Here is a 20,515-nt window from a genome sequence, read left to right as displayed (position 1 = left end):
GTTTTTGTCGTACACGCCGTTCTCGCCCAGGGGAAAGCTGAGCACGTCGGTGGGCATGTCCTTGCCCCGGTACTGGGCGTTCAGCTCCTTGATGGCTGCATTGTCCACAAAGGTGACGCTGATCTCAGCGGGGCCTTCGAACTTCTCGTATTCCAGCACCGCATTGCAGCTGCGGCGAATCAGGATACGCAGCCCGGAAGGGATCTTTACGGCTTTTTGATGATTGGTGATGTAAACTTTGTTCGACATAGCTTCTCTCCTCGCTGTTCTATGGGGTAAACTTACCCGTTCCTGCGGGACCGCGCGGCGGCGGCCCGGTCATATGCTTTTACGATCTGCTGCACCAGACGGTGGCGGACCACATCCTTCTCACTGAAATACACCCGTCCGATGCCTTCCACGTTTTTCAACACGCTCAGCGCATCCACCAGACCGCTGCGGGCCTTGTCCGGCAGGTCAATCTGGGTCACGTCGCCGGTGACCACCACCTTGCTGCCCACGCCCATGCGGGTGAGGAACATCTTCATCTGCTCAGGGCTGGTGTTCTGGGCCTCGTCCAGAATGATGAAGGCATCGTCCAGCGTGCGGCCGCGCATGTAGGCCAGCGGGGCCACCTCGATGCTCTGCTTTTCCTGCAGCTTCTGGAAGGTCTCGGGGCCCAGCATGTCATACAAGCCATCGTACAGCGGGCGCAGGTAGGGGTCCACCTTGTTCTGCAGGTCGCCGGGCAGAAAGCCCAGCTTCTCGCCCGCTTCCACCGCCGGGCGGGTGAGAATGATGCGGGTGACCTCCTTGCTCTTGAAGGCCTTCACCGCCATGGCCACCGCCAGATAGGTCTTGCCGGTACCGGCGGGCCCCACACCGAAGGTGATGGCGTTCTTGCGGATGGAATTCAGGTATTCCTTCTGGCCCAGGGTCTTGGGGCGCACCGGACGGCCCTTGGCCGTGATGGCCACAAAGTCCTCGGTGAGCTCCTGCACCCGGCTCTCCTCCCCTGCACCGGCCAGGCTGATGCAGTAGCGCACCGTCTGTTCCTCCAGGGGGGTATGATTTTCCAGCAGCGTGAGCATCGCGTCCACCGCACGGCCTGCGGCGGCCACACCCTCCGGCTCGCCGGTGAACTTGATCTGGGTGCCGCGGCACACCGCGGTGATCCCGAATTCGCCCTCCAGCAAACGGATGTTTTCGTCGCAGCTGCCAAAGATGGCAAGCGCTGTGTCCACACTGTTCAGTTCAATCAGTTTTTCGGCCATTGTACACCTGCTCTTTTGTTTGTTTTTTGCTGTATTTTTGCCCAAATTCTGCGATTTAACAGATTTGTGCATAGTATTTCATCAGTAATTATATCACAAAATTTTTACAATGGAACTGTTAAAAACCAACAAAATTTTTCGTATGTCCTTTCACATCTGCTCTGCCGCCGCGATGTTGGCCTCCACCTGCAAAATCACCGTGACCGTAACGCTGTTTTCATCGGCCGAAACCTCCTCGGTCTGGCGCAGGATGCGTGCGTCCGGGAAGTCCCGGAACAGCTGGCGCAGGCAGGCAAGGCGGGCTTTGTCCCGGGCCTGGTCCTCGCTCAGCCGCACCGTCTCGCTCTGCTGCTCCATCACCAGCTGCTCCTCCACCGTAACCGGCAGCGCAAAGCCCAATAGGGTGAGCGGCCGGTGGGTGGTGATGCAGCGGTCCAGCTCACCGGCCTGCCGGGCGGGCAGAACGAGGCTTTGATCCGCCGCCCGCAGACTGAAGCAGCTCCACACCCGGCCGGTGGGCAGCCGGCTCTGGTATTCCATCGGCTGGGTGCACTGGTAGCTGCGGGCAAAGCGGGCCTGCACCGTTCCCTTGGCATGCACCGGAATCAGAACGCCGTCATAATCCTTTTTCCCTGCGGTGACCAGCACCTCCCCCGCTGCCACCGTCTGGCCCGGCTGCTTTGCCGCAAAGCCCTCCTGCACATTCATTTCCAGAATCAGCCCGTCGGTAAGAGCGGTCAGATTGGTATAGGCATTATCCTCCACCGCGGGCTGGGGCTGGGCAGCGGCGGCCTCCACCACCAGCCGCCCGCCGGAAAAGTTCAGCGAGACCCAGGCCAGGCCGTCGTTCTGGTTCAGCAGCTGTTTTTCCGCCTGGCGCAGCCGGGTCTGGTTTAAAAAGGCCCCCTCGTAAATATCCATGGAGTAGAGCGCCTGCCGGACGCCGGAGCGCTGTGCCGGGGTGAGTGCCGCATCGTATCGGATGGACCAGACCATCTGCTGCATCAGCACAAACACCGCCGCAAAGGCCAGCGGCCCCAGCAAAAGCCCCCAGCGGCCCTGGTAGCGCCGCAGCCGGAACCAGAGCCCCTGACGGTGCCTGACCCGAAGCCGAGTGCGGCAGGGACGTGCCTGCGCCGCCGCCTGTTTATAATAGCGGGCCGGCATCACACCGCACACTCCGCCCGGCACCGGCCGCAGCCGGGACAGCGGAATGCCCGCCTGTGCACACCGGCTCACAAAACGCTCGTAGCGCCCGCCCAGCGCCACAAACCGCACCCGGGCAAACAGCCCGCTCCACAGCTTTGCCATCTCATTGCCCCTCCTTGTAGGAAAATTCCGTGCGCAGCACCCGGCCCCGCAACAGCAGCTGACCCCGGCTGGCGGCGCAGAGCTCCAGCCCGTCGCCATACAGGGTCACCTCCCAACGGCCCATGTCCAGCCGGATCTGGCTGCTGTCGTACAGCAGGATCTCCCGACAGTTCTCCACCTGCACCTGTCCGTAGCAGTTGATGTGCAGCATCGGCTGCGCGTAAAAATCCGCCGCCGGCTGACGGAACAGATCCCGCAGAATCCGGCCCGCCGGTTCTTTTATCTGTTTTGGTTTGCGCTTCACCGCAGCCCGCCCCCTTTTCAGCCCGTTACACGCATATATACGACGAGGGAGGAACATGTTATGAAGAAATTTGACGGCAAGGGCCTTGCCCTGGCTGCGGCGGCATTGGGCATTCTCTGCCTGCTGGCCTGCCTGCCGGGCCCCAGCGCACAGGGCGTGCTGGAGGGGCTGAAAAGCTGCGCCTTTCAGGTGATTCCGGCTCTGTTTCCCTTTTTTGTGGTCACCGGTCTGATTCTGGAAAGCCCCCTGGCCGAATGGCTGGGCCTTGCCCTCTGCCCGGTGACCCGGCTGGGCCTGGGCATCCGGCAACGGCGGGCCGCCACGGTTCTGCTGCTGTGCTGGCTGGGCGGCTTTGCGGTGGCCGCGTCAGCCATTTCCCGGGCCTTTCGTCAGGGCGTGCTGGACCGCAGACAGGCCATGCTGCTGCTGGTGGGCGGAGTGGGCTCCGGCCCGGCTTTTGTGGTGAACACCGTGGGGCTTCTGATGCTGGACAGCGCGCCGCTGGGCATCTGCCTGCTGGGGGCCATGCTGACGGCCAACGTGTGCACCGCGCTGGTGTTCCGGCTTGTGCTGGCGCTGTTTTCCCGGAAGACTTCGCGTTCTTCGTCCTGCACAATTGAACCCGCTCCGGTTGGTGAACCCGCCGGGCTGGTGGGGGCGATTCAAAGCGCGGTGCATTCCATGCTGGTCGTGTGCGGCTTTGTGGTGTTTTTCCGCTTTCTGTGCGAAGCCGCCGCACAGGCCCTTTCGCTGGATGCGGCGGGCTTTTATGCCCTCTGCGCCGGGCTGGAGGTGACCAGCGGCTGTGCGGCAGGGGCAGCGCTGTCCAGCTGTGCTGCCATGGCCTGCTGCGCCGCACTGAGCGTGCAGAGCCTTTCGGTGTTTTTGCAGGTGCGGGCGCTGCTCTGCCCGGAGCTGCCCCTCTGGCCGCTTGCCGCGGCACGCCCGCTGCATCTGGGGCTTTCGCTTTGCTTTTTCCGGCTGCTTCTTCGCTGGCTTCCCGGCGTGGCCGACGTGGTCAGCACCCTCGCGCCCCGGGTAATCTGCCGCACCCGCACCGCGCCGGACGCCGCACTGGTACTGTTTGCCTTCTGCTGCCTGGTGCTGTTCCGGCTGGAACGGAGCACCCGCCGGATAGGGCGGGGTATGAGGCACGGAACCCGTCGGGACTGATCCGATTCTATTCGAAACTGAGAGGGAGAAAAAAGCCTCCCCCGACCGCATAAGGGTCGAGGGAGGCTTTCTGCGGCGCAGCGGCTGCGGACATCTTGTCCCATTCGCCTGCTCTGCCGATACGATTATTCTTTTTTCTCCACCGGAATCCAGACCTCGCAGTAGTATTCCTGGTCCTGCGTGCCCTGTTCAAACTTGCTGGCATCGCTGTACATCTCCACGTTGATGCCGGCGGCAATCTTGTAGTCGGGGTTCTCGGGCAGCCACTGGGAGAAAATCTGCTGGTTCAGCCCCTGCAGCGCCTGAGTCATCCGTCCGGTGCAGGGGAACACCGCCCAGGTGTAGGCCGGAATGGTGCGGGTGGTGAAGCCATCGGGAACTTCCCCGGTGGGGTCGTAGTTGTCGGCAATGAGATATTCAAACTCGTTTTCGCCCATGCTCTCATCCAGATTGATGCCGTACATGCCGCATACCACCTGGCCACCGCCCGCAGCAAAATGCTCGGCCCAGAACCGGGGCACCGCATCAGCAGCATCCTCATATTTAAATGTTTTCGCCCGGCAGAGAACAGTGAACGCCTCTTTTTTCATAATCTTGCAATCCATGCTTTGACCACCTTCCAATGTCACTTTGATCCGAAGCGGAGCAAAGGAGCGAACCGCGCCTCCGCTTTTTCGCAGTGCGGCGGGCGTGAGGCCATGGAAGCGGGCAAAGGCCTTGGTAAAGCTGTCCGGCGAATCGTAGCCGAATTCCAGTGCAATATCGATGATCTTCCGGTCCGTCGTGAGGCCTCCAGCCCGGCGGCGGAAAGCCGGCGCTGGCGGATATAGTCGCCCACCGTCATGCCGCACAGCATGGCAAAGCCCTTTTGAAAATAAAAGGGGGACAATGCCGCCCGCTGCGCGATATCCCGAATGGTCAACTCCTCCCGGAGATGCTGCTCAATATAGCGGATTGCCTGATGAATGCCTGTTACCCAATCCATTGGTCACACCTTCCTTCTGGATTCAGCATACCGGAAAGCGATCTTCTCTGCCCGATTTTTCATGCTCATCTTTGTCCGGCAGCAGGGCGCTTCAAAACAAATTCCTGCACCGGGCAGCCGAATTCTTCGCCCAGCCTGCCCTCGGAAAAGCCCAGATGTTTATAAAATGCGCGGGCGGCGGCTCCATTGGGATCGCCCTCCCGGTAGGTGGTAACGGTAATGTCTTTCTCCTCTTCCATTTGCGTCAGCATAAAAGACACCAGCTTTTGCGCAATATGCTGCCTTCGGCAGGCCGGGTCCACCGCCAGAAAACAGAGCATGCTGTTTTCTTTTGAAAATAGCAGCGCCCCCAGAATGCGCTCTCCGTCTGCCGCACAGACCGCGGCAGAGTTTCTCATAAAATCCAGAACGGTGGCTCGGTGCTCCGCCATCGCCTCGCTGGTTTCCAGACCGGGAAACGCATCCCGCACCTGTTCCACCAGCGCCATCCAGGTGTCGATATCCTGTGCGCTTGCAAGGCTGAGTTCCATAACGGGATCAACCTTTCTTCGATTTTTTGTTCAGCTTCAGGCTGATGCCCTGGCGATCTGCTGCCTCCCGGAGCAGCTCAGCGGCAGCGACTGCCCGCTCCTTGATGGGCTGGCCGGCCAATTCCGGCTGACTGTTCAGGGCAGTCATCACGGCACGCAAATCCTCCATCGGCAGCAGATACACTGCCGTGGTGAAAAGAGTTTTGCGGCGGCCGTCATTGTAATCCGCCAGCAGCGCGTCTAAAATAGTTCGCTTTTCCTCCAGTTGTGCAAGATATACTTCCAGTCCCAAATCCCGGGCGCTGGCAATGTCCTGCTTGCGGCTGCGATGCGGAACAAAGGAATCGCCATCATCAAAGCCTTCATAGCGGGAGCAGGGATATTCCGGGCACTCCCAACAGAATTGGATGCCACCATGCTCCAGTGAACATTTCGCGATTGCGCAGCTCTGGTTCCCTGCCCCACCGCCGCAGCCGGGGCAATACCCGCCCAGCTGCATGGAACACAGGGCGCAGTTGAGACCGCACAGGGAGAAACGGGTTTCCGCACGGGTAAAGCCTTTCATGTTACTGCCTCCCAAGTAATCAAACAAAACGTTTCGGCCGCTCCGGCCTTTTCTTTGTGTGTATTATAGCACAAGGACCCGACGGTTGTCCGTCGGGGTCCTGATTCTTGTGATTTCAGCATGGCTTGGGTACAATAAGCAAAAAGGAGCGTGTACAGATGGGAAAGATCGTTTTATATCTTGCTGTGAGCGTGGATGGTTATATTGCCGACGAACAGGGTGGCGTGGATTGGCTGGGCGGTGATGGCAGCCAGCCGGATGCCCCCGGCAGTTATCCGGATTTTTATAAAACCGTGGATGCTATTGTTATGGGCTGGTCCACGTATCACCAAATCGTTACTCAGCTTTCTCCAGGCAGCTGGCCCTACGAGGGGCGACCCTGCTATGTGGTGACCCATCGGCAGCAAGCAAATCAGGAAGGCATCTGCTTTTGGAACGGTGAACTCACCGCACTGATGGACAAACTGAAAGCGGAATATACGGGCAACATCTGGATCTGCGGCGGCGCGTCGGTGGCCGGGCAGCTGCTGAAGGAAAACCGCATTCATCGGCTTTGGCTCTCCGTCATTCCTGTGGTACTGGGGAAAGGCGTCCGGCTATTTCCCGACGAGCTACCCCAGTCGCTGCCGCTGAAGCTGGTGGATACACAGCAATCCAACGGCATCGTGGATCTTATCTATGAAAAGCGGTAACTGCAAATATATTTATAGCTCTCCGGAAACTTAAAAACTCTTAAGGTTACCTTCATTTTCAATACACTTTTATTTGTTATACAAAAGAAGACATCTTATTGGAGGGTAAACGAAAATGAAAACCTATTGCAAAGCCGCAATTCTGAGCTGCCTGGCAGCCGGAGCCGGTATTGCTGCTTACAGGCGCTGGACGATTCGAATGCCTTTTAAAGAGTTCACCAGATATGCATTGTATATGGCCGTCATGGACGATGAAATTTGCCGACATGAATTGGAAGGCAACCGAATTGGCGAGGAGATCATCAAATTTCCACCCAAGCCGGAAACGCTGCAAGAGCGGTATCATTTCTATCTGCAAGTGAACCGAAAGAGGAGTCGCCGCCAAATCCAGGATGAAATCTCATCCTTGGAACAGCGGCTTCAAGAATCCCGGCAGTACATCGGCCAGTCAAAACAGCGGCTGGATGTTCAGTTCACATGATGGAATGAATGGTCCTCTGTACAAAAAAAGCCCAGCCAAACGGCTGGGCTTTTTCTGGAGCTGGAGATCGGACTTGAACCGACGACCTGCTGATTACGAATCAGCTGCTCTACCGACTGAGCCACTCCAGCAAATCGCTCAGTCATCGTGACTGAGCAACAATAAATATGATACCGAAATTTTAGTATTTCGTCAAGAGGAAATCATGCAAAACAATCGGGATGTGTTAAAATAAAGCTGTGCTGTTTTCGCGGAAACTTTATGTTCCGTTTTCTATTCTTTGCCGGAAAGGAGAGGCCCATGCTGCTGAGCGTCAGCCGTCGCACCGATATTCCCGCCTGGTATGCGGACTGGTTTTTCCGCCGCCTTGCAGAGGGGTTTGTGCTTGTTCCCTCTCCTCGCGCGCCGCACCGCCTGCACCAGATCCCCCTGAATCCGGATGTTGTGGATGGCATCGTTTTCTGGACAAAGAATCCCCTGCCCATGCTGCCCCGGTTAAGCGAGCTAAAAAATCATCTCACGGTGTTTCAGTTCACCCTCACCGGTTACGGAACGGAGGCCGAACCCGCTTTGCCGGATAAAGATGCGATCCTCATTCCGGCCTTTCAGCAGCTTGCCCGAAAGCTGGGACCCCGCCGGGTGATCTGGCGGTACGACCCTATCTTTTTCACCCAAAAATATACAGAGAAGTGGCATCTGGAGCAATTCGAACAAATCGCTCTCCGTCTGCAAGGCTACACCGATACCTGCGTAATCAGCTTTCTGGACGAATATCAGGGAACCCGGGCCCGGATGCGGCCGCTCGTTCCCGCCGCCTTTGATCCTCAGTCCGCCGCCCGCCTGGCCCGGGGCCTTTCCGAAATCGCCTCCGACTGCAGTATACGCGTGCAGAGCTGTGCCGAGGCGCTGGACCTTGGGGCGGCAGGCATTGCCCACGGAAGGTGCATCGATGGGGCGCTGTTCGAATCACTGCTGGGGCAGCCGCTGCACTGGACCCCCGCCAAAGGGCAGCGGCCGGAATGCGGCTGCGCGGCCAGTGTGGACATTGGCACCTATAACACCTGCCCGGGCGGCTGCCGATACTGCTACGCCAATTTTTCACCCGGTCAGATCACGGCCAACCGTGCCGCGCACGACCCCCGTTCTCCTCTTCTGATTGGCTGGCCCGGCTTGCAGGATCAGATCATCCATTCTTCCTTTTCCTCCCTGCGGGGCGGTCAGCTGCGCATGGACGGATTTTAGATCACGACGCAACTGAATTTCCCCAATAAAAAAGGCAGCTGCTTTTGCGCGTGACGCATGCAAACGCAGCTGCCTTTTTTCAAATTTTCGCCATGGAAGCGGTTCTCTTACAAAATCCCCAAGGTTTTACACCACCCGAACAGGCTTGGTACCAGCCACACGCAACCCCAGCACACCGCGAAAGTTCCATAGGCCCACAGCCACAGGGGCTGTGGATTCACGGGTCGGTGGTCCAGACGGTCGGCCAGGCAGCTGCCGCGCAGGGGCAGTTTGCCCACAAGCCCGGCCAGCAGCGGAGCCGCAAAGGCAACCGGTGCCAGCTGGGACAGATAGGGCACCAGATCAAAATAAATGGTGTTGATGCGCAGCTGCTCACTGCCGGATATCCGCAGCCCGGTAAGTTGGCCCAGCAGGCCGAAATCCAGCAGATTTCCCTCGATCTGGCCGGCAAAGGAATAAGCCGTCAGCAAAAAATAACCCCCAAAGCAGATGCCGGAAAGCAGCAGCCAGGGCATCTGTTTTTTTGTTTGCCAGGTGGTAAGCAGCAAAAAGGGCGACAGCAGAATGATCCATTGCGGGTGCCACTGCACCAGCAAAAACAGTAGGCTGAACACCGTGAGGCAGACATATACCGCCTTTTGCGCCAAGGACTCTTCGCTGCCCGGCTGCCACAGCCAGCACAGCAGATACAGCCCCGCCAGCAGCACCAGCAGCAGCGAAGGCTGCCCCACCGTGGGCAGTACCGTGGCAAACAGCCGCTGGGCAATCAGGCTGTTGAAAAATCCGGCGTCGCCATTGCGCCCCGCAAACAGCAGGCTGCCGGGCAGATAGAGCCACAGGCTCAGAGCCAGCCAGCCCGCGATCCGCAGGATTCGCTTTTCCCGCAACAGCAGCAGCGGGATCAGGATAAAGATGGCGAACATCTTGAACACCAGCGCCGTGCCCATGGTAAGCACAAAAGGCAGCATCCGGCCATCCAGATAAAAGAGCAGCCCCAGCAGCAAAAACAATAAGCACAGGCTGTCGTACTGACCCATGCAGAGCGCCGAGAAAAAGCCCACCGGGCAGAGCCAGAAGAACCAGGGTGTCCAGGCGATCTGTTCCCGGCCTGCTCCCAGCTTTTCTGCCAGCCGCCGCAGCACAAAACCGCAGGCCACAAAGGCAGTTGCTCCCAGTGCTTTGGTCCAAAGCGTGAAGGCCAGTTCTCCCACCGGAATCAGCTTGCCGATCAGGTAAAGCGGCAGGTCCCAAAGCCCGCAAAGCAGATAAAACCAGATGTGATAGTGGGCAGCATTCTCATACCCCAGGGTGGCCCTGGCATCCATGGTGTCCTGATAAAACGCGAAAAATCGCCCGCTGAACACATCATCCAGCAGGATGCGGGTGTGCTGGGCGGTTTCGATGATATCCGGATGATTCCACAGAAAAAAAGCCGCCAGCCCCAGCGCTGTCGCAAGAAATACATCCGACTTCTGTGGCATCCGGTTGAGCTGCAGGCGGTTGGATTGAATCGGTTGCATGTCGTTCCCCTTTCGCCGCACCGGGCGGCGTAATTTTCCCTTTTGGGTTATTATACCATGAAGCCGCACCGAGGGGCAGCCTTCACCGTCTTTTTCTTGTTCCGAAAACAAAAAGAATCTCTTGGCCCCGTGTTTGTGCATACAAAAGCCTGCCCCGGTTTAAGCCGGAGCAGGCTTTTCATGCTTTTGAAATTTTATCGCTGTTCCATGGCGGCCCGGTATTCCTGCGGGCCGGTCTGGTACAGGTTATTGCCCAGAGAATCGATCACCACCGTGAGGGGCATCTCCTCCACCTCCAGGCGGCGGATGGCTTCGCTGCCCAGATCCTCATAGCAGACCAGCTGGGCGGTTTTCACCCGGGAGGCCATAAGCGCACCCGCCCCGCCGATGGCGGCCAGGTAAACGGCACCGGTCTCCTTCATGGCATCCACCACCTGGTCGCTGCGCTTGCCCTTGCCGATCATGGCCTTCAGGCCCAGATACAGCAGCCGGGGAGCGTAGGCATCCATCCGGTAGCTGGTGGTGGGACCGCAGGCACCAATGGCCTGACCCGGCCGGGCGGGGGTGGGGCCCGCGTAATAGATGGCTGCGTCCTTCACGTCGATGGGCAGCTCCTCGCCCCGGTCCAGACATTCGCACAGCCGCTTGTGAGCCGCATCCCGGGCAGTGTAGATCACGCCGGACAGCAGCACTGTGTCCCCTGCCCGCAGCTTGCGGGTCACCTCTTCGGTGAGCGGCGTTGTGAGCTTGTATTCCATTACAGTACCGCCTCCTTGTGCCGGGTCACGTGGCAGTTGATGTTCACCGCCACCGGCATACCCGCAATGTGGGTGGGGTAGGTTTCGATCTGCACGCCCAGTGCGGTGGTCTCGCCGCCGAAGCCCTGGGGGCCGATGCCCAGCTGATTGATCTTTTCCAGCAGCTCCTGCTCCATCTCCGCGTAGTAGGGGTCGGGATGATGGCTGCCCACCGGGCGCAGCAGGGCCTGCTTGGCCAGCATGGCGGCCTTTTCAAAGGTGCCGCCCACGCCCACGCCCACCACGATGGGCGGGCAGGGATTGGGTCCCGCCAGCTTTACGGTTTCCAGCACGAAGTCCTTCACGCCCTGCTCCCCGTCCGAGGGCTTGAGCATCCCCAGACGGCTCATGTTCTCGCTGCCGAAGCCCTTGGGGGCCACGGTGATCTTCAGCTTGTCGCCGGGCACCAGGCGGGTATGGATGACCGCCGGGGTATTGTCGCCGGTGTTGCCACGGCGGATGGGGTCCTTCACCACGGATTTGCGCAGAAAGCCCTCGGTGTAGCCCTTGGCCACACCCGCATGGATGGCGGCTTCAAAATCCCCGTTAATGTGCACCTCCTGGCCGATCTCACAGAATACGCAGGCCATGCCGGTATCCTGACAGATGGGCAGACCGGTATCCCGGGCGGCGTCCAGATTGTCGCACAGGGTCTTTAAGGTGGTTTTGGCGATGGGCCATTGCTCCCGCTCAAAGGCGGAGCGCACCGCGTCTTCCATATCCGGAGAAAGACGGCTGTTAGCTTCAATGCAGAGGCGGGCCACCGTTTCGGTGATGGCCTGGGCGCTGATCTCTCTCACAGCCGGGCCACCCCCGTTTCCCGGGCGGCTTTGGCCACCGCATCCGCCACGGCCTGGGCCACGCGGGGATCGAACGCGCCGGGGATGATGTAGTCCTCATTGCGCTCCTCGTCGCTCACCAGGTCGGCAATGGCATGAGCCGCCGCCACCTTCATGGCGGTGTTGATGTCCCGCGCGCGCACGCTCAGCGCGCCCTTGAACACGCCGGGGAAGGCCAGCACGTTGTTGATCTGGTTGGCGAAGTCGCTGCGGCCGGTGCCGATGACCCGCACGCCGGCGGCCTTGGCCTCGCCCGGCAGAATTTCCGGGGTGGGATTGGCCATGGCGAACACGATGGCGTCCTTGGCCATGGTCTTTGCCATTTCCGGCTTCAGAGCGCCCGCCACCGATACACCGATGAACACATCCGCGCCCTTGATGGCATCCGACAGATCGCCCCGCAGATCCTCCTTGTTGGTGATCTCGCAGAGCATCTTCTTGTGGTCCTGGATGCCCACGCCCCGGTCCTTATAAAGGATGCCGTTTTCATCGCAGGCGATCACGTTCTTCACGCCGGCGGCCAGCAGCATCTTGATGATAGCGGTGCCTGCGGCGCCGGGGCCGTTCACCACCACCTTGATGGAACCGATATCCTTTTTCACCACCCGCAGTGCGCCCAGCAGCGCGGCGGTGACCACGATGGCGGTGCCGTGCTGGTCGTCGTGGAAGACGGGGATGTCCAGCTCCTTTTCCAGAACCTCTTCAATGTAGAAGCAGTTGGGGGAGGAGATATCCTCCAGATTGATGCCGCCGAAGACCGGGGCCATCAGGCGTACCGCCTCGATGACCTTCTCCGGGTCCTCGGCATCCAGGCAGATGGGGAAAGCATCCACACCGCCGAACTCCTTGAACAGGATGGCCTTGCCCTCCATCACCGGCTGGGAAGCTGCCGCACCGATGTTGCCCAGGCCCAGCACCGCTGTTCCGTTGCTCACCACTGCCACCAGGTTGCCCTTGGCGGTGTAGGTGTAGGCCGCCGCCGGGTCCTTTGCGATCTCGCGGCAGGGCTCGGCCACGCCGGGGGTATAGGCGGTGGACAGGTCCTCACGGGTCTTCACCGGGACCTTGCTCACCACTTCGATCTTGCCTTTGTGCTCCTCGTGCATTTCCAGCGCTTTTTTATAATAATCCATCAGGGTTTCGCCATCCTTTTCTTATGGCAATACCGCGTAATTCACGCCTCTCGGCTCAGGCGGCGTATCGCGCCAAAATTTTCCGGGCGCGCTCCGCCACCTGGAATTGTGCGGTATCGCTGTAGTTTTTTCCTGTTCCAGTATACAAAAGTTTCGCAGGCTTGTACAGTCTGCCGGGCATAAGTCGCACTACTGTTTCGCTGCCCCGGTGCATACCATTTTATCAAAAGCGCTCACAGATTTTACAAAAGCAGGCTATCGCCCCGGCCGTCCGGTCTGGTACACTGAAGCCAGGTTCACAAAAGCGGCACGCCTTATGGGCGGCTGCGTTGCCCTGAAAGGAGTTGCATCGTTATGATTCCCTGCCGTTCCTCCTGCCCTCACTATGCCGAGGGCTGCCACAAAACCTGCGCCTACTGGAAAAACTACAAGCGGGAGCTGCAGGACCAGCAGCGCAAAAAAATGCAGTGGCTCAAGGCCCAGAACGAGGTATGCACCACCGTTCTGCGGCAGTATCTGGCCATGAGTACGGTGCGCCCCACATATTTTTGATTGGTTTCCTCCTTTTGCAAAAGGGCCGGGCCCCAGACCGCTTGTATGCGGCTGAGAGCCCGGCCCTGATTCATTTTTCCTGCAAGATCCATCGGTCAATGGCATAGGCTACCCCGCTGTGCCGGTTGGTCCGGCTCACCTGGCTGGCCTGTGCCTTGAGCGGCTCCACTGCGTTGCCCATGGCAATGCGCAGCCCTGCTGCCTCGAACATGGGCAAATCGTTCTCGCCGTCACCGATGCAGGCGATCTGCTCCTTTGGAATGTTCAGCCGGGCAGCCAGTGCGGCCAGCGCGGCGCCCTTGGAGGCATTGCGGGAGAACACCTCCACATACTGGTCAGTAAAAGCCCAGCGGCAGTCCGGCGCATAACGCTCCAGCATGCAGCGCAGCCTTTGGCCGGTCCGCTTGGTAAAGAAATAAAACTGCAGCTCCTCCACATCGCTGGAACGCAGCCGCAACTGCCGGTTCATCTTGTTTACGCACAGGCTTGCGGCGGCATCCGGACCAAAGGCCAGCCGCCCCAGCAGCCAGAAGGCGCGGCCGCGCACCAGATATTCCTGCTCCACATGGGCGGTGATGCTCACCGGCAGGCTCTGGGCCAGCTGAACCAGGCGCATGGCCCGCTGCTTCGGGATAAGCGCCTGGAACAGACTTTCGCCCGTGTACAGATCGGTAACCTGCGCCCCGTTGGAGGAAATCACATAGCGGAAGAATTTTTCGCTGCGCAGCCGGTGAGGCAGGCAGGAAAGGCTGCGCCCGGTGGTGGGCACCACCAGAATGCCCGCCTCCGCAGCCCGACGCAGGGCCGCCAGATTTTCGGCGCTCATACGGCTGCGGCTGTCCAGGCAGGTGCCGTCCATATCCACAGCAAGCAATTTGATCACGGGATATTTCCTCCATTTCGCTGGGTATTTGAACTCACTTTACTCCCCTCGTACAGTTTTGTCAAGCATTTTTGTTTTTGCTGCAAATACACACAGATGGACCCACCACTTTCTATATGTTTTTCCTCTAAAATTTGTGCTATAATTTCATCAAAAACGACCAATACAGGGAGGGCACCATGCGCACATTGAAATATGCCATCCTGGGCATGCTCAGCCGCCGGGAGCTAACCGGTTACGATATGATGAAGGAATTCGACCGAGGGCTTGCCAATTTCTGGTACGCCAGCCACAGCCAGCTGTATCCGGAGCTGAACCGACTGGCGGGTGAGGGGCTGATCCAGTACGAGACCTCCATCAAGGGCGAAAGTCTGGAGCGGAAGGTTTACCGCATCACGCCGGAGGGCATGGCCGACCTGCGCCAGTGGCTGGAGCAGGATGAGCCCCTGTCCCCCACTCCGAAGGATGTCTTCCGGCTGCGGATGTATTTTGGCGATAACATCTCCCGTTCCCGCCTTCTGGAACTGACCCGGGCTCAGCTGGAGCGCCGACAGCAGAAGCTGGCCTTCCTGCAAACCTCACTGGAGCACGCCGCTCCGCCCAGCGGCCGCTTTGATGCCGCAATGGCCGACCGCCTGGTGCTGGAGGGTGCGGTGATGCGGGAAACCACCATGGTGCAGTGGCTGGAACACTGCATCGAGACTCTGGAACACTGCGAAAGCGAGGAGTGAACCCCCTCCATGGAAGCTTACTATTACAATCAGCTGGACAAATCCAGCCAGGCTGCCTACCATGCCATGCTCACCGGGCTGCGGGCGATTGCCCCCTCTTTTCCAGTGCCGCGGCTGGAGCCGGGGCAGCTTTCCGAAATCTTTTTGAAGCTGCGGCTGGATCATCCGGAGATTTTCTACGCCGTGCGCTTCACCTACCGGTACTATCCCCAGGCCTCCAGCGTGGAGATGGTGCCGGAATACCTGTTTGAAAAGAGCAAGATTCAGGAGCACCAGAAGGCCATGACCGCCCGCATCCAGAAGCTCACCCGCCCGGCCATGAGCCTGAGCGACCGGGAGAAGGAGCAGTTCGTGCACGACTTCATCTGCCGGAACGTGCGGTATGACAAGCTGAAAAAGCCCTATTCCCACGAGATCATCGGTCCGCTGGGCCAGGGTGTGGGGGTGTGTGAGGGCATTGCCAAGACCGTAAAAGTATTGTGCGACGCGCTGGGCGTCTGGTGCATGGTGGCCCTTTCCGAGGCAAACCCGGAACAGGGCGTGAAATACCGCCACGCCTGGAACATCGTGAAGCTGGATGGAGCGTATTACCATCTGGACGCCACCTTCGATAACACGCTGGGCAAGGCCGGCCCCATCCGCTATGATTACTTTAATCTGAACGACGAGAAGCTGCTGCGGGACCACGAGCCTCTGCTCTACCCCACTCCGGCCTGCACCACCGGCGACCGGTTTTATTACCGGGAGAAAAAGCTCTCGTTCACAAAGCTCGAAGACGTGGAAAAACGGGCAGCACAGGCCATCCGAAAAAATCAGCCGCTGATCTTCCACTGGCGGGGCGGACCGCTGACCCGCAATGCGATTGCCGAGCTGACCACCGCGCTGGAGACCGCCGCCCGGCGCAAGGAGCTGCACCCCCGCATCGGGCTCAACTGGCCCCAGGCAGTGTTTCAGGTGAGCTTTGTGAGCCAGACCCCCGAGCAGGAGCTCACCGAAGAGCAGGCCAACGAGGGCGAGACTCTGTGACCCTTTTCTCTGTTTCAACAAGCAAAACGCCCGCCCGGGCTTCCCTGAAAACAGGGCCCGGGCGGGCATTTGTTTTTGCTTTTAATCCAGGCTGAAATCCTCCGCCGAGAATTCCGGCAGCTTGGGCTGGCGGCGGGGCACCCGCCGCAGCGGATCGTAGCTGAATTTTTTGCAGTGATAATAGGGCGAAACCACGCCCTTCTTGGCACACAGGATCATCCGGGGGTCCGCCGGCCGGCTGGATGTTAGCCCCGAACATTGGCTTTTTGCGCAGCAGCATATGCTTGCAACACCTCGCTTTGCTGGTTTCTATTATACCCGCGCCGCGGCCCGGTGTAAAGCCGGTTCAGGAAAGGCGGTTCTTGAAGTCCTCGTAACCGAAAGCCTTCACCAGCTTCTCCTGTCCGTTTGCATCCCGCCAGACGATGGCGGGCAGCGGCATGCCATTGAAGGTGTTGGTCTTGACCATGGTGTAGAGGGCCATGTCCTCAAACACCAGCCGGTCGCCCTCGTTCAGGGGCGCGTCGAAGGAGTAATCGCCGATCACGTCCCCCGCCAGGCAGGTGGGGCCGCCCAGCCGGTAGGTGTAGGCCTTTTCCCCGCTCTCGCCGGAATTTTTCAGCGGCGGGCGGTAGGGCATCTCCAGCACGTCCGGCATGTGGCAGGCGGCGGAGGTGTCCAGAATGGCGATGTCCATCCCGTTGTGCAGGGTCTCCAGCACGCTGGTCACCAAAAAGCCCGCGTTCAGCACCACGGCCTCGCCCGGCTCCAGATAGACCTCCACCTGATAGGTGTCCTTCAGGTGCTTCACGATGCGCACCAGCCGCTCCCGGTCGTAGTCCTTGCGGGTGATGTGGTGACCGCCGCCCAGGTTGATCCATTTCAGCCCGTGCAGGTATCTGCCGAACTTCTCCTCAAAGGCAGCCACAGTGGTTTCCAGATCGTCCGAGTTCTGCTCACACAGAGTATGGAAGTGCAGACCGTCCAGCAAAGGCAGCAGGCTCTCGTCGAAGTTGGCCAGCGTGGTGCCCAACCGGGAGCCGGGGGCGCAGGGATCGTAGATGGCGTGGCCCTCCTGGGTGGAGCACTCCGGGTTCACCCGCAGGCCCACCGCCTTGCCCGCCGCCTTCGCCGCCGGGCCGAACTTTTGCAGCTGCCGGGGCGAATTGAACACGAAGTGATCGGCGTAGTTCAGCAACTCCTGGAACTCCTCCGGTTTGTAGGCCGGGGAGAACACATGGGTTTCGCCGCCAAAATGCTCCTTGCCCAGCCGGGCCTCGTAAAGGCCGCTGGCGGTGCTGCCCGCCAGATAGCGGCGCAGCAGCGGATAGCAGGAAAACATGGAAAAGGCCTTCTGGGCCAGCAGGATCTTGCAGCCCGCCTGGTCGGCCACCTGGCGCAGGATCTCCAGATTCTGCACCAGGCGAGTCTCATCCACCAGAAAATAGGGTGTGGAAATGGTGCTCTTCATCAGTCCACCAGCTCCGGGTTATCGTTGACCTGCCAGGGCAGACCCCACTTGTTCAGGGCGTCCATGTACGGGTCCGGATCAAACTCCTCCACGGTGTATACGCCAGGCTTGTTCCACTTGCCGGTGAGCAGCATCATGGCGCCGATCATGGCGGGCACGCCGGTGGTGTAGGAGATGGCCTGAGAGCCAACCTCCTTGTAGCACTCCTCGTGGTCGCACACATTATAGATATAGGCAGTCTTGTCCTGGCCGTCCTTCTTGCCGGTGAAAATGCAGCCGATGTTGGTCTTGCCCTTGGTGCGGGGGCCCAGGGTGGCGGGATCGGGCAGCAGAGCCTTCAGGAACTGGATGGGCACGATCTCGTGGCCCTCAAACTCAATGGGAGTGGTGGACAGCATGCCCACGTTCTCCAGACACTTCATGTGGGTCAGATAGCTCTGGCCGAAGGTCATGAAGAAGCGGATGCGCTTCACATTGGGGATGTTCTTGGCCAGAGACTCGATCTCCTCGTGGTGCAGCAGGTACATATCCTTCTGGCCCACCTGATCGAAGTTATACTCCCGCTTGATGCTCATGGCGGGAATCTCCACCCAGTGGCCGTTCTCCCAGTAGGAGCCGGGGGCGGACACCTCGCGCAGGTTGATCTCCGGGTTGAAGTTGGTGGCGAAGGGATAGCCGTGGTCGCCGCCGTTGCAGTCCAGAATGTCGATGGTGTCGATGGTGTCGAACAGGTGCTTCTGGGCCCATGCGCAGTAGGCCTGGGTCACGCCCGGGTCAAAGCCGGAGCCCAGCAGAGCGGTGAGGCCGGCCTTCTCGAACTTCTCCTTGTAAGCCCACTGCCAGGAGTAGTCGAAGTAGGCGGAGAAGCCCTCTTCCTTGCAGCGCTTCTCGTAGGCAGCCTTCCACTCGGGATCATCCAGGTTCTCGGGCTCATAGTTGGCGGTATCCATGTAGTTCACGCCGCAGGCCAGGCAGGCGTCCATGATGGTCAGGTCCTGATAGGGCAGGGCGATGTTCATGACCAGATCGGGCTGAACCTCCTTGATCAGGGCAATCAGCTGGTTCACATCGTCCGCGTCCACCTGGGCGGTGGTGATCTTGGTGGAGGTGGTGCCCTCCAGCTTGGCCTTCAGGTCATCGCACTTGGACTTGGTGCGGCTGGCGATGCAGATCTCGGTGAATACTTCGCTGTTCTGGCAGCACTTGTGGATGGCAACGCCGGCAACGCCGCCGCAGCCGATGATCAATACCTTGCTCATGGTTTCATCCTCTTTCTGTGTTTGATTCTCTATGTTATAAAAATGAGTTTACGCTTGTTTTCCTCAGGGCTGCAGAGCCAGCAGCATCTCCCGCACGATCTTGCAGGCCACGATGGTGGACACACCGCTCTGGTCGTAGTGGGGGCTCAGCTCGTTCACATCGCAGCCCACCACCTTGGCCCGGCTGCACACCAGGGTCACCGCCTGACGCAGAGCGTCGAAGGTCACGCCGCCGGGCTCGGGAGTACCGGTGCCCGGGAAGATGGAGGGGTCCATCACATCCAGGTCCACGGTGAAATAGACAGGCTTGCCCTCCAGCTCCTTCAGGGTCTCTTCCAGGCCCTCGAAGTCGAACCGGCGGGTGCTCACATGGCTGCGGCCCCAGCTGAATTCCTCCCGGTCGCCGGAACGGATGCCGAACTGGTGAATACGGCCGTCACCCACCAGCTCCCAGCAGCGGCGCAGCACACAGGCGTGGGAGAGCTTTGCGCCCAGGTAATCGTCCCGCAGATCGGCGTGAGCGTCAAAGTGGATGATGTGCACATCCGGGTACATGGCGGCCACTGCACGGAAGGCACCCAGAGTTACCAGGTGCTCGCCGCCCAGCATGAAGGGCCGCTTGCTGGCGTGCAGGATATGGCGGGTGCGCTCCTCAATGCGGTCCAGCGCCTTATTCACATCGCCGAAGCACAGCTCCAGGTCTCCCAGATCGATCACATTGGCGTCCTCCAGGTCCTTGTCCTGGTAGGGGCTGTAGCTCTCGATGCCGTAGGACTCATGGCGGATGGCCGCGCTGCCGAACCGGGTGCCCGGCCGGTAGGAGGTGGTGGAATCAAAGGGTGCGCCGAACAGCATGGTGGACGCGAAACGGGGGCCCTTGTCGCACCCCAGGAAAACCTCAACATTCTTGCTCAACATCTCTTAAAAGCTCCTCTACGTATGCGGGCAGGTAAAACGCGCCCTTGTGCAGTGTGGTGGTGTAATAACGGCAGGTCAGCCCGCGCATGTTCCAGCGGGTCTCGTCCAGATCCTTCAGCGGGTGATATTTCTTGGAGGCAAAGCCGAACAGCCAGTGCCCGGAGGGATAGGTGGGAATGTGCGCCTGATATACCCGGCTGATGGGGAAGGATTCCACGATCCGCTTGTGGGCGCGCTGGCAGGCCACCGCGTCCTCGGCGTAGAAGGGGCTCTCATGCTGGTTGACCATGATGCCGTCCTCCCGCAGGGCGTTGTAGCAGCTGCCGTAGAACTCCCGGGTGAACAGGCCCTCGCCGGGACCGAAGGGATCGGTGGAGTCCACGATGATCAGGTCGTACTGATCCTTGCAGGAGCGGATGAACCGCACGCCATCCTCGTAATGGATGGTCAGGCGGGGATCGTTCAGCCGGCAGGAGGTCTGGGGCAGATACTTCTTGCACACCTCCACCACCAGCGGGTCGATCTCCACCATGTCGATGTGCTCAATCTCCGGGTAGCGGGTCAGCTCGCGGATCACGCCGCCGTCGCCCGCGCCGATGACCAGCACATCCCGCACCTTGGGATGTACCGCCATGGGCACATGGGTGATCATCTCGTGGTAGATGAACTCATCCTTTTCGGTGAGCATCATATAACCGTCCAGCGTCAAAAAGCGGCCGAACTCCGGCGCTTCAAACACATCGATGCGCTGGAATTCGCTCTTGCCGCTGAACAGCTGCTTGTCCACCTTGATGGACAGCTTCACGTTCGGGGTCTGCGCCTCGGAAAACCAAAAATCCATCGCTTCCTC

General features: G+C 59.7%; 23 protein-coding genes, 1 tRNA gene and 1 pseudogene. 7 read left to right on the top strand and 18 right to left on the bottom strand.

Going from position 1 to position 20,515, the window contains the following annotated elements; all coding sequences use genetic code 11:
• The 4 genes from ybeY to J7G73_RS04285 all read right to left on the bottom strand — a co-directional run.
• Window positions 1-249: rRNA maturation RNase YbeY (gene ybeY / locus J7G73_RS04300; protein WP_291245365.1), on the bottom strand; the 249-nt coding region annotated here is incomplete at its 3' end.
• 32 nt (window positions 250-281) lie between these two features.
• Window positions 282-1,253, bottom strand: a complete 972-nt coding sequence (locus J7G73_RS04295; protein ID WP_058966360.1) for a PhoH family protein — start codon at window positions 1,251-1,253, stop codon at window positions 282-284.
• A gap of 150 nt (window positions 1,254-1,403) precedes the next feature.
• Complete coding sequence (locus tag J7G73_RS04290) at window positions 1,404-2,564, bottom strand: sporulation protein YqfD (RefSeq protein ID WP_291245364.1); 1,161 nt, start codon at window positions 2,562-2,564, stop codon at window positions 1,404-1,406.
• Window position 2,565: 1 nt separating this feature from the next.
• Entirely contained in the window at window positions 2,566-2,868 is a 303-nt protein-coding gene (locus J7G73_RS04285) for a YabP/YqfC family sporulation protein (protein WP_291245363.1), read from the bottom strand.
• Between the two features lie 60 nt (window positions 2,869-2,928).
• Here J7G73_RS04285 and J7G73_RS04280 point away from each other — a divergent pair, with 60 nt between their 5' ends.
• A complete protein-coding gene (locus J7G73_RS04280) occupies window positions 2,929-4,041 on the top strand; it encodes a hypothetical protein (RefSeq protein ID WP_291245362.1) in 1,113 nt (370 codons plus the stop codon).
• A 125-nt stretch (window positions 4,042-4,166) separates the two neighbouring features.
• Here J7G73_RS04280 and J7G73_RS04275 read toward each other — a convergent pair.
• The 3 genes and pseudogenes from J7G73_RS04275 to J7G73_RS04265 form a co-directional block, all read right to left on the bottom strand.
• Window positions 4,167-5,026 (bottom strand): annotated as a pseudogene (locus J7G73_RS04275) (AraC family transcriptional regulator).
• A gap of 65 nt (window positions 5,027-5,091) precedes the next feature.
• Window positions 5,092-5,556, bottom strand: a complete 465-nt coding sequence (locus tag J7G73_RS04270; protein ID WP_291245361.1) for a GNAT family N-acetyltransferase — start codon at window positions 5,554-5,556, stop codon at window positions 5,092-5,094.
• Between the two features lie 7 nt (window positions 5,557-5,563).
• Window positions 5,564-6,121: a DUF3795 domain-containing protein gene (locus tag J7G73_RS04265; RefSeq protein WP_291245360.1), complete on the bottom strand. Its 558-nt coding sequence runs from the start codon at window positions 6,119-6,121 to the stop codon at window positions 5,564-5,566.
• Between the two features lie 158 nt (window positions 6,122-6,279).
• Between J7G73_RS04265 and J7G73_RS04260 the strand changes: the two genes are divergently transcribed.
• Complete coding sequence (locus J7G73_RS04260; protein WP_291245359.1) at window positions 6,280-6,813, top strand: dihydrofolate reductase family protein; 534 nt, start codon at window positions 6,280-6,282, stop codon at window positions 6,811-6,813.
• A gap of 115 nt (window positions 6,814-6,928) precedes the next feature.
• The gene (locus J7G73_RS04255) at window positions 6,929-7,294 is read left to right on the top strand and encodes a hypothetical protein (protein WP_291245358.1); all 366 of its coding nucleotides are present in this window, start codon (window positions 6,929-6,931) and stop codon (window positions 7,292-7,294) included.
• A gap of 55 nt (window positions 7,295-7,349) precedes the next feature.
• On the opposite strand, the gene J7G73_RS04250 is transcribed toward J7G73_RS04255, so the two are convergent.
• Window positions 7,350-7,425 (bottom strand) — tRNA-Thr (locus J7G73_RS04250).
• Between the two features lie 169 nt (window positions 7,426-7,594).
• Between J7G73_RS04250 and J7G73_RS04245 the strand changes: the two genes are divergently transcribed.
• Window positions 7,595-8,536: a DUF1848 domain-containing protein gene (locus J7G73_RS04245; protein ID WP_291245357.1), complete on the top strand. Its 942-nt coding sequence runs from the start codon at window positions 7,595-7,597 to the stop codon at window positions 8,534-8,536.
• Window positions 8,537-8,643: 107 nt separating this feature from the next.
• Here the strand turns inward: J7G73_RS04245 and J7G73_RS04240 are convergent, their stop codons facing one another.
• The 4 genes from J7G73_RS04240 to J7G73_RS04225 form a co-directional block, all read right to left on the bottom strand.
• Window positions 8,644-10,056 carry a hypothetical protein gene (locus J7G73_RS04240; RefSeq protein WP_291245356.1) on the bottom strand — a complete coding sequence of 471 codons (1,413 nt, stop codon included), beginning with the start codon at window positions 10,054-10,056 and terminating at the stop codon, window positions 8,644-8,646.
• 194 nt (window positions 10,057-10,250) lie between these two features.
• Window positions 10,251-10,814 carry a Fe-S-containing hydro-lyase gene (locus J7G73_RS04235; RefSeq protein ID WP_291245355.1) on the bottom strand — a complete coding sequence of 188 codons (564 nt, stop codon included), beginning with the start codon at window positions 10,812-10,814 and terminating at the stop codon, window positions 10,251-10,253.
• On the bottom strand, window positions 10,814-11,653 hold the full coding sequence (locus J7G73_RS04230) for a fumarate hydratase (RefSeq protein WP_291245354.1): 840 nt from the start codon (window positions 11,651-11,653) through the stop codon (window positions 10,814-10,816). The genes J7G73_RS04235 and J7G73_RS04230 overlap by 1 nt, the downstream gene beginning before the upstream one ends.
• Window positions 11,650-12,825, bottom strand: coding sequence for a malic enzyme-like NAD(P)-binding protein (locus tag J7G73_RS04225; protein WP_291245353.1), 1,176 nt, complete (start codon window positions 12,823-12,825; stop codon window positions 11,650-11,652). The genes J7G73_RS04230 and J7G73_RS04225 overlap by 4 nt, the downstream gene beginning before the upstream one ends.
• Window positions 12,826-13,179: 354 nt before the next feature.
• On the opposite strand from J7G73_RS04225, the gene J7G73_RS04220 reads away from it, so the two are divergent.
• Window positions 13,180-13,377: a hypothetical protein gene (locus J7G73_RS04220; RefSeq protein ID WP_291245352.1), complete on the top strand. Its 198-nt coding sequence runs from the start codon at window positions 13,180-13,182 to the stop codon at window positions 13,375-13,377.
• Between the two features lie 70 nt (window positions 13,378-13,447).
• On the opposite strand, the gene J7G73_RS04215 is transcribed toward J7G73_RS04220, so the two are convergent.
• A complete protein-coding gene (locus tag J7G73_RS04215; RefSeq protein WP_291245351.1) occupies window positions 13,448-14,260 on the bottom strand; it encodes an HAD family hydrolase in 813 nt (270 codons plus the stop codon).
• 179 nt (window positions 14,261-14,439) lie between these two features.
• Here J7G73_RS04215 and J7G73_RS04210 point away from each other — a divergent pair, with 179 nt between their 5' ends.
• Complete coding sequence (locus J7G73_RS04210) at window positions 14,440-14,991, top strand: PadR family transcriptional regulator (protein WP_291245350.1); 552 nt, start codon at window positions 14,440-14,442, stop codon at window positions 14,989-14,991.
• A 9-nt stretch (window positions 14,992-15,000) separates the two neighbouring features.
• Window positions 15,001-16,017: a transglutaminase domain-containing protein gene (locus J7G73_RS04205; RefSeq protein WP_291245349.1), complete on the top strand. Its 1,017-nt coding sequence runs from the start codon at window positions 15,001-15,003 to the stop codon at window positions 16,015-16,017.
• A gap of 81 nt (window positions 16,018-16,098) precedes the next feature.
• Here the strand turns inward: J7G73_RS04205 and J7G73_RS04200 are convergent, their stop codons facing one another.
• From J7G73_RS04200 to speE, 5 genes are all read right to left on the bottom strand, one after another.
• Window positions 16,099-16,236 (bottom strand): hypothetical protein, encoded by a 138-nt coding sequence (locus J7G73_RS04200; RefSeq protein ID WP_291245348.1) that lies wholly within the window; start codon window positions 16,234-16,236, stop codon window positions 16,099-16,101.
• Window positions 16,237-16,363: 127 nt separating this feature from the next.
• Window positions 16,364-17,488, bottom strand: coding sequence for a carboxynorspermidine decarboxylase (gene nspC, locus J7G73_RS04195; protein WP_291245347.1), 1,125 nt, complete (start codon window positions 17,486-17,488; stop codon window positions 16,364-16,366).
• The gene (locus tag J7G73_RS04190; protein ID WP_087181082.1) at window positions 17,488-18,747 is read right to left on the bottom strand and encodes a saccharopine dehydrogenase family protein; all 1,260 of its coding nucleotides are present in this window, start codon (window positions 18,745-18,747) and stop codon (window positions 17,488-17,490) included. Before J7G73_RS04190 ends, nspC begins: the two co-directional genes overlap by 1 nt.
• Window positions 18,748-18,810: 63 nt before the next feature.
• Window positions 18,811-19,665 carry an agmatinase gene (gene speB / locus J7G73_RS04185; RefSeq protein ID WP_291245346.1) on the bottom strand — a complete coding sequence of 285 codons (855 nt, stop codon included), beginning with the start codon at window positions 19,663-19,665 and terminating at the stop codon, window positions 18,811-18,813.
• Window positions 19,646-20,506: a polyamine aminopropyltransferase gene (speE, locus tag J7G73_RS04180; RefSeq protein WP_087294730.1), complete on the bottom strand. Its 861-nt coding sequence runs from the start codon at window positions 20,504-20,506 to the stop codon at window positions 19,646-19,648. Before speE ends, speB begins: the two co-directional genes overlap by 20 nt.
• Window positions 20,507-20,515: the final 9 nt, after the last annotated feature.

Origin of the sequence: Allofournierella sp., from assembly GCF_017889395.1 — a bacterium.
GTDB lineage: Bacteria > Bacillota > Clostridia > Oscillospirales > Ruminococcaceae > Allofournierella.
Note: the sequence above shows the minus strand (reverse complement) of the source record. Positions and strands in the feature narration are given on the sequence as shown.

Bases quoted from the DNA above. Each gene is read 5' to 3' on its own strand.
- J7G73_RS04240 (WP_291245356.1), bottom strand. From the start codon at position 10,056: ATGCAACCGATTCAATCCAACCGCCTGCAGCTCAACCGGATGCCACAG.
- J7G73_RS04225 (WP_291245353.1), bottom strand. From the start codon at position 12,825: ATGGATTATTATAAAAAAGCGCTGGAAATGCACGAGGAGCACAAAGGC.
- J7G73_RS04255 (WP_291245358.1), top strand. From the start codon at position 6,929: ATGAAAACCTATTGCAAAGCCGCAATTCTGAGCTGCCTGGCAGCCGGA.
- J7G73_RS04220 (WP_291245352.1), top strand. From the start codon at position 13,180: ATGATTCCCTGCCGTTCCTCCTGCCCTCACTATGCCGAGGGCTGCCAC.
- J7G73_RS04280 (WP_291245362.1), top strand. From the start codon at position 2,929: ATGAAGAAATTTGACGGCAAGGGCCTTGCCCTGGCTGCGGCGGCATTG.
- J7G73_RS04265 (WP_291245360.1), bottom strand. From the start codon at position 6,121: ATGAAAGGCTTTACCCGTGCGGAAACCCGTTTCTCCCTGTGCGGTCTC.
- J7G73_RS04295 (WP_058966360.1), bottom strand. From the start codon at position 1,253: ATGGCCGAAAAACTGATTGAACTGAACAGTGTGGACACAGCGCTTGCC.
- nspC (WP_291245347.1), bottom strand. From the start codon at position 17,488: ATGAAGAGCACCATTTCCACACCCTATTTTCTGGTGGATGAGACTCGC.
- J7G73_RS04200 (WP_291245348.1), bottom strand. From the start codon at position 16,236: ATGATCCTGTGTGCCAAGAAGGGCGTGGTTTCGCCCTATTATCACTGC.
- J7G73_RS04235 (WP_291245355.1), bottom strand. From the start codon at position 10,814: ATGGAATACAAGCTCACAACGCCGCTCACCGAAGAGGTGACCCGCAAG.
- speE (WP_087294730.1), bottom strand. From the start codon at position 20,506: ATGGATTTTTGGTTTTCCGAGGCGCAGACCCCGAACGTGAAGCTGTCC.
- J7G73_RS04290 (WP_291245364.1), bottom strand. From the start codon at position 2,564: ATGGCAAAGCTGTGGAGCGGGCTGTTTGCCCGGGTGCGGTTTGTGGCG.
- J7G73_RS04260 (WP_291245359.1), top strand. From the start codon at position 6,280: ATGGGAAAGATCGTTTTATATCTTGCTGTGAGCGTGGATGGTTATATT.
- J7G73_RS04190 (WP_087181082.1), bottom strand. From the start codon at position 18,747: ATGAGCAAGGTATTGATCATCGGCTGCGGCGGCGTTGCCGGCGTTGCC.
- speB (WP_291245346.1), bottom strand. From the start codon at position 19,665: ATGTTGAGCAAGAATGTTGAGGTTTTCCTGGGGTGCGACAAGGGCCCC.
- J7G73_RS04210 (WP_291245350.1), top strand. From the start codon at position 14,440: ATGCGCACATTGAAATATGCCATCCTGGGCATGCTCAGCCGCCGGGAG.
- J7G73_RS04205 (WP_291245349.1), top strand. From the start codon at position 15,001: ATGGAAGCTTACTATTACAATCAGCTGGACAAATCCAGCCAGGCTGCC.
- J7G73_RS04270 (WP_291245361.1), bottom strand. From the start codon at position 5,556: ATGGAACTCAGCCTTGCAAGCGCACAGGATATCGACACCTGGATGGCG.
- J7G73_RS04245 (WP_291245357.1), top strand. From the start codon at position 7,595: ATGCTGCTGAGCGTCAGCCGTCGCACCGATATTCCCGCCTGGTATGCG.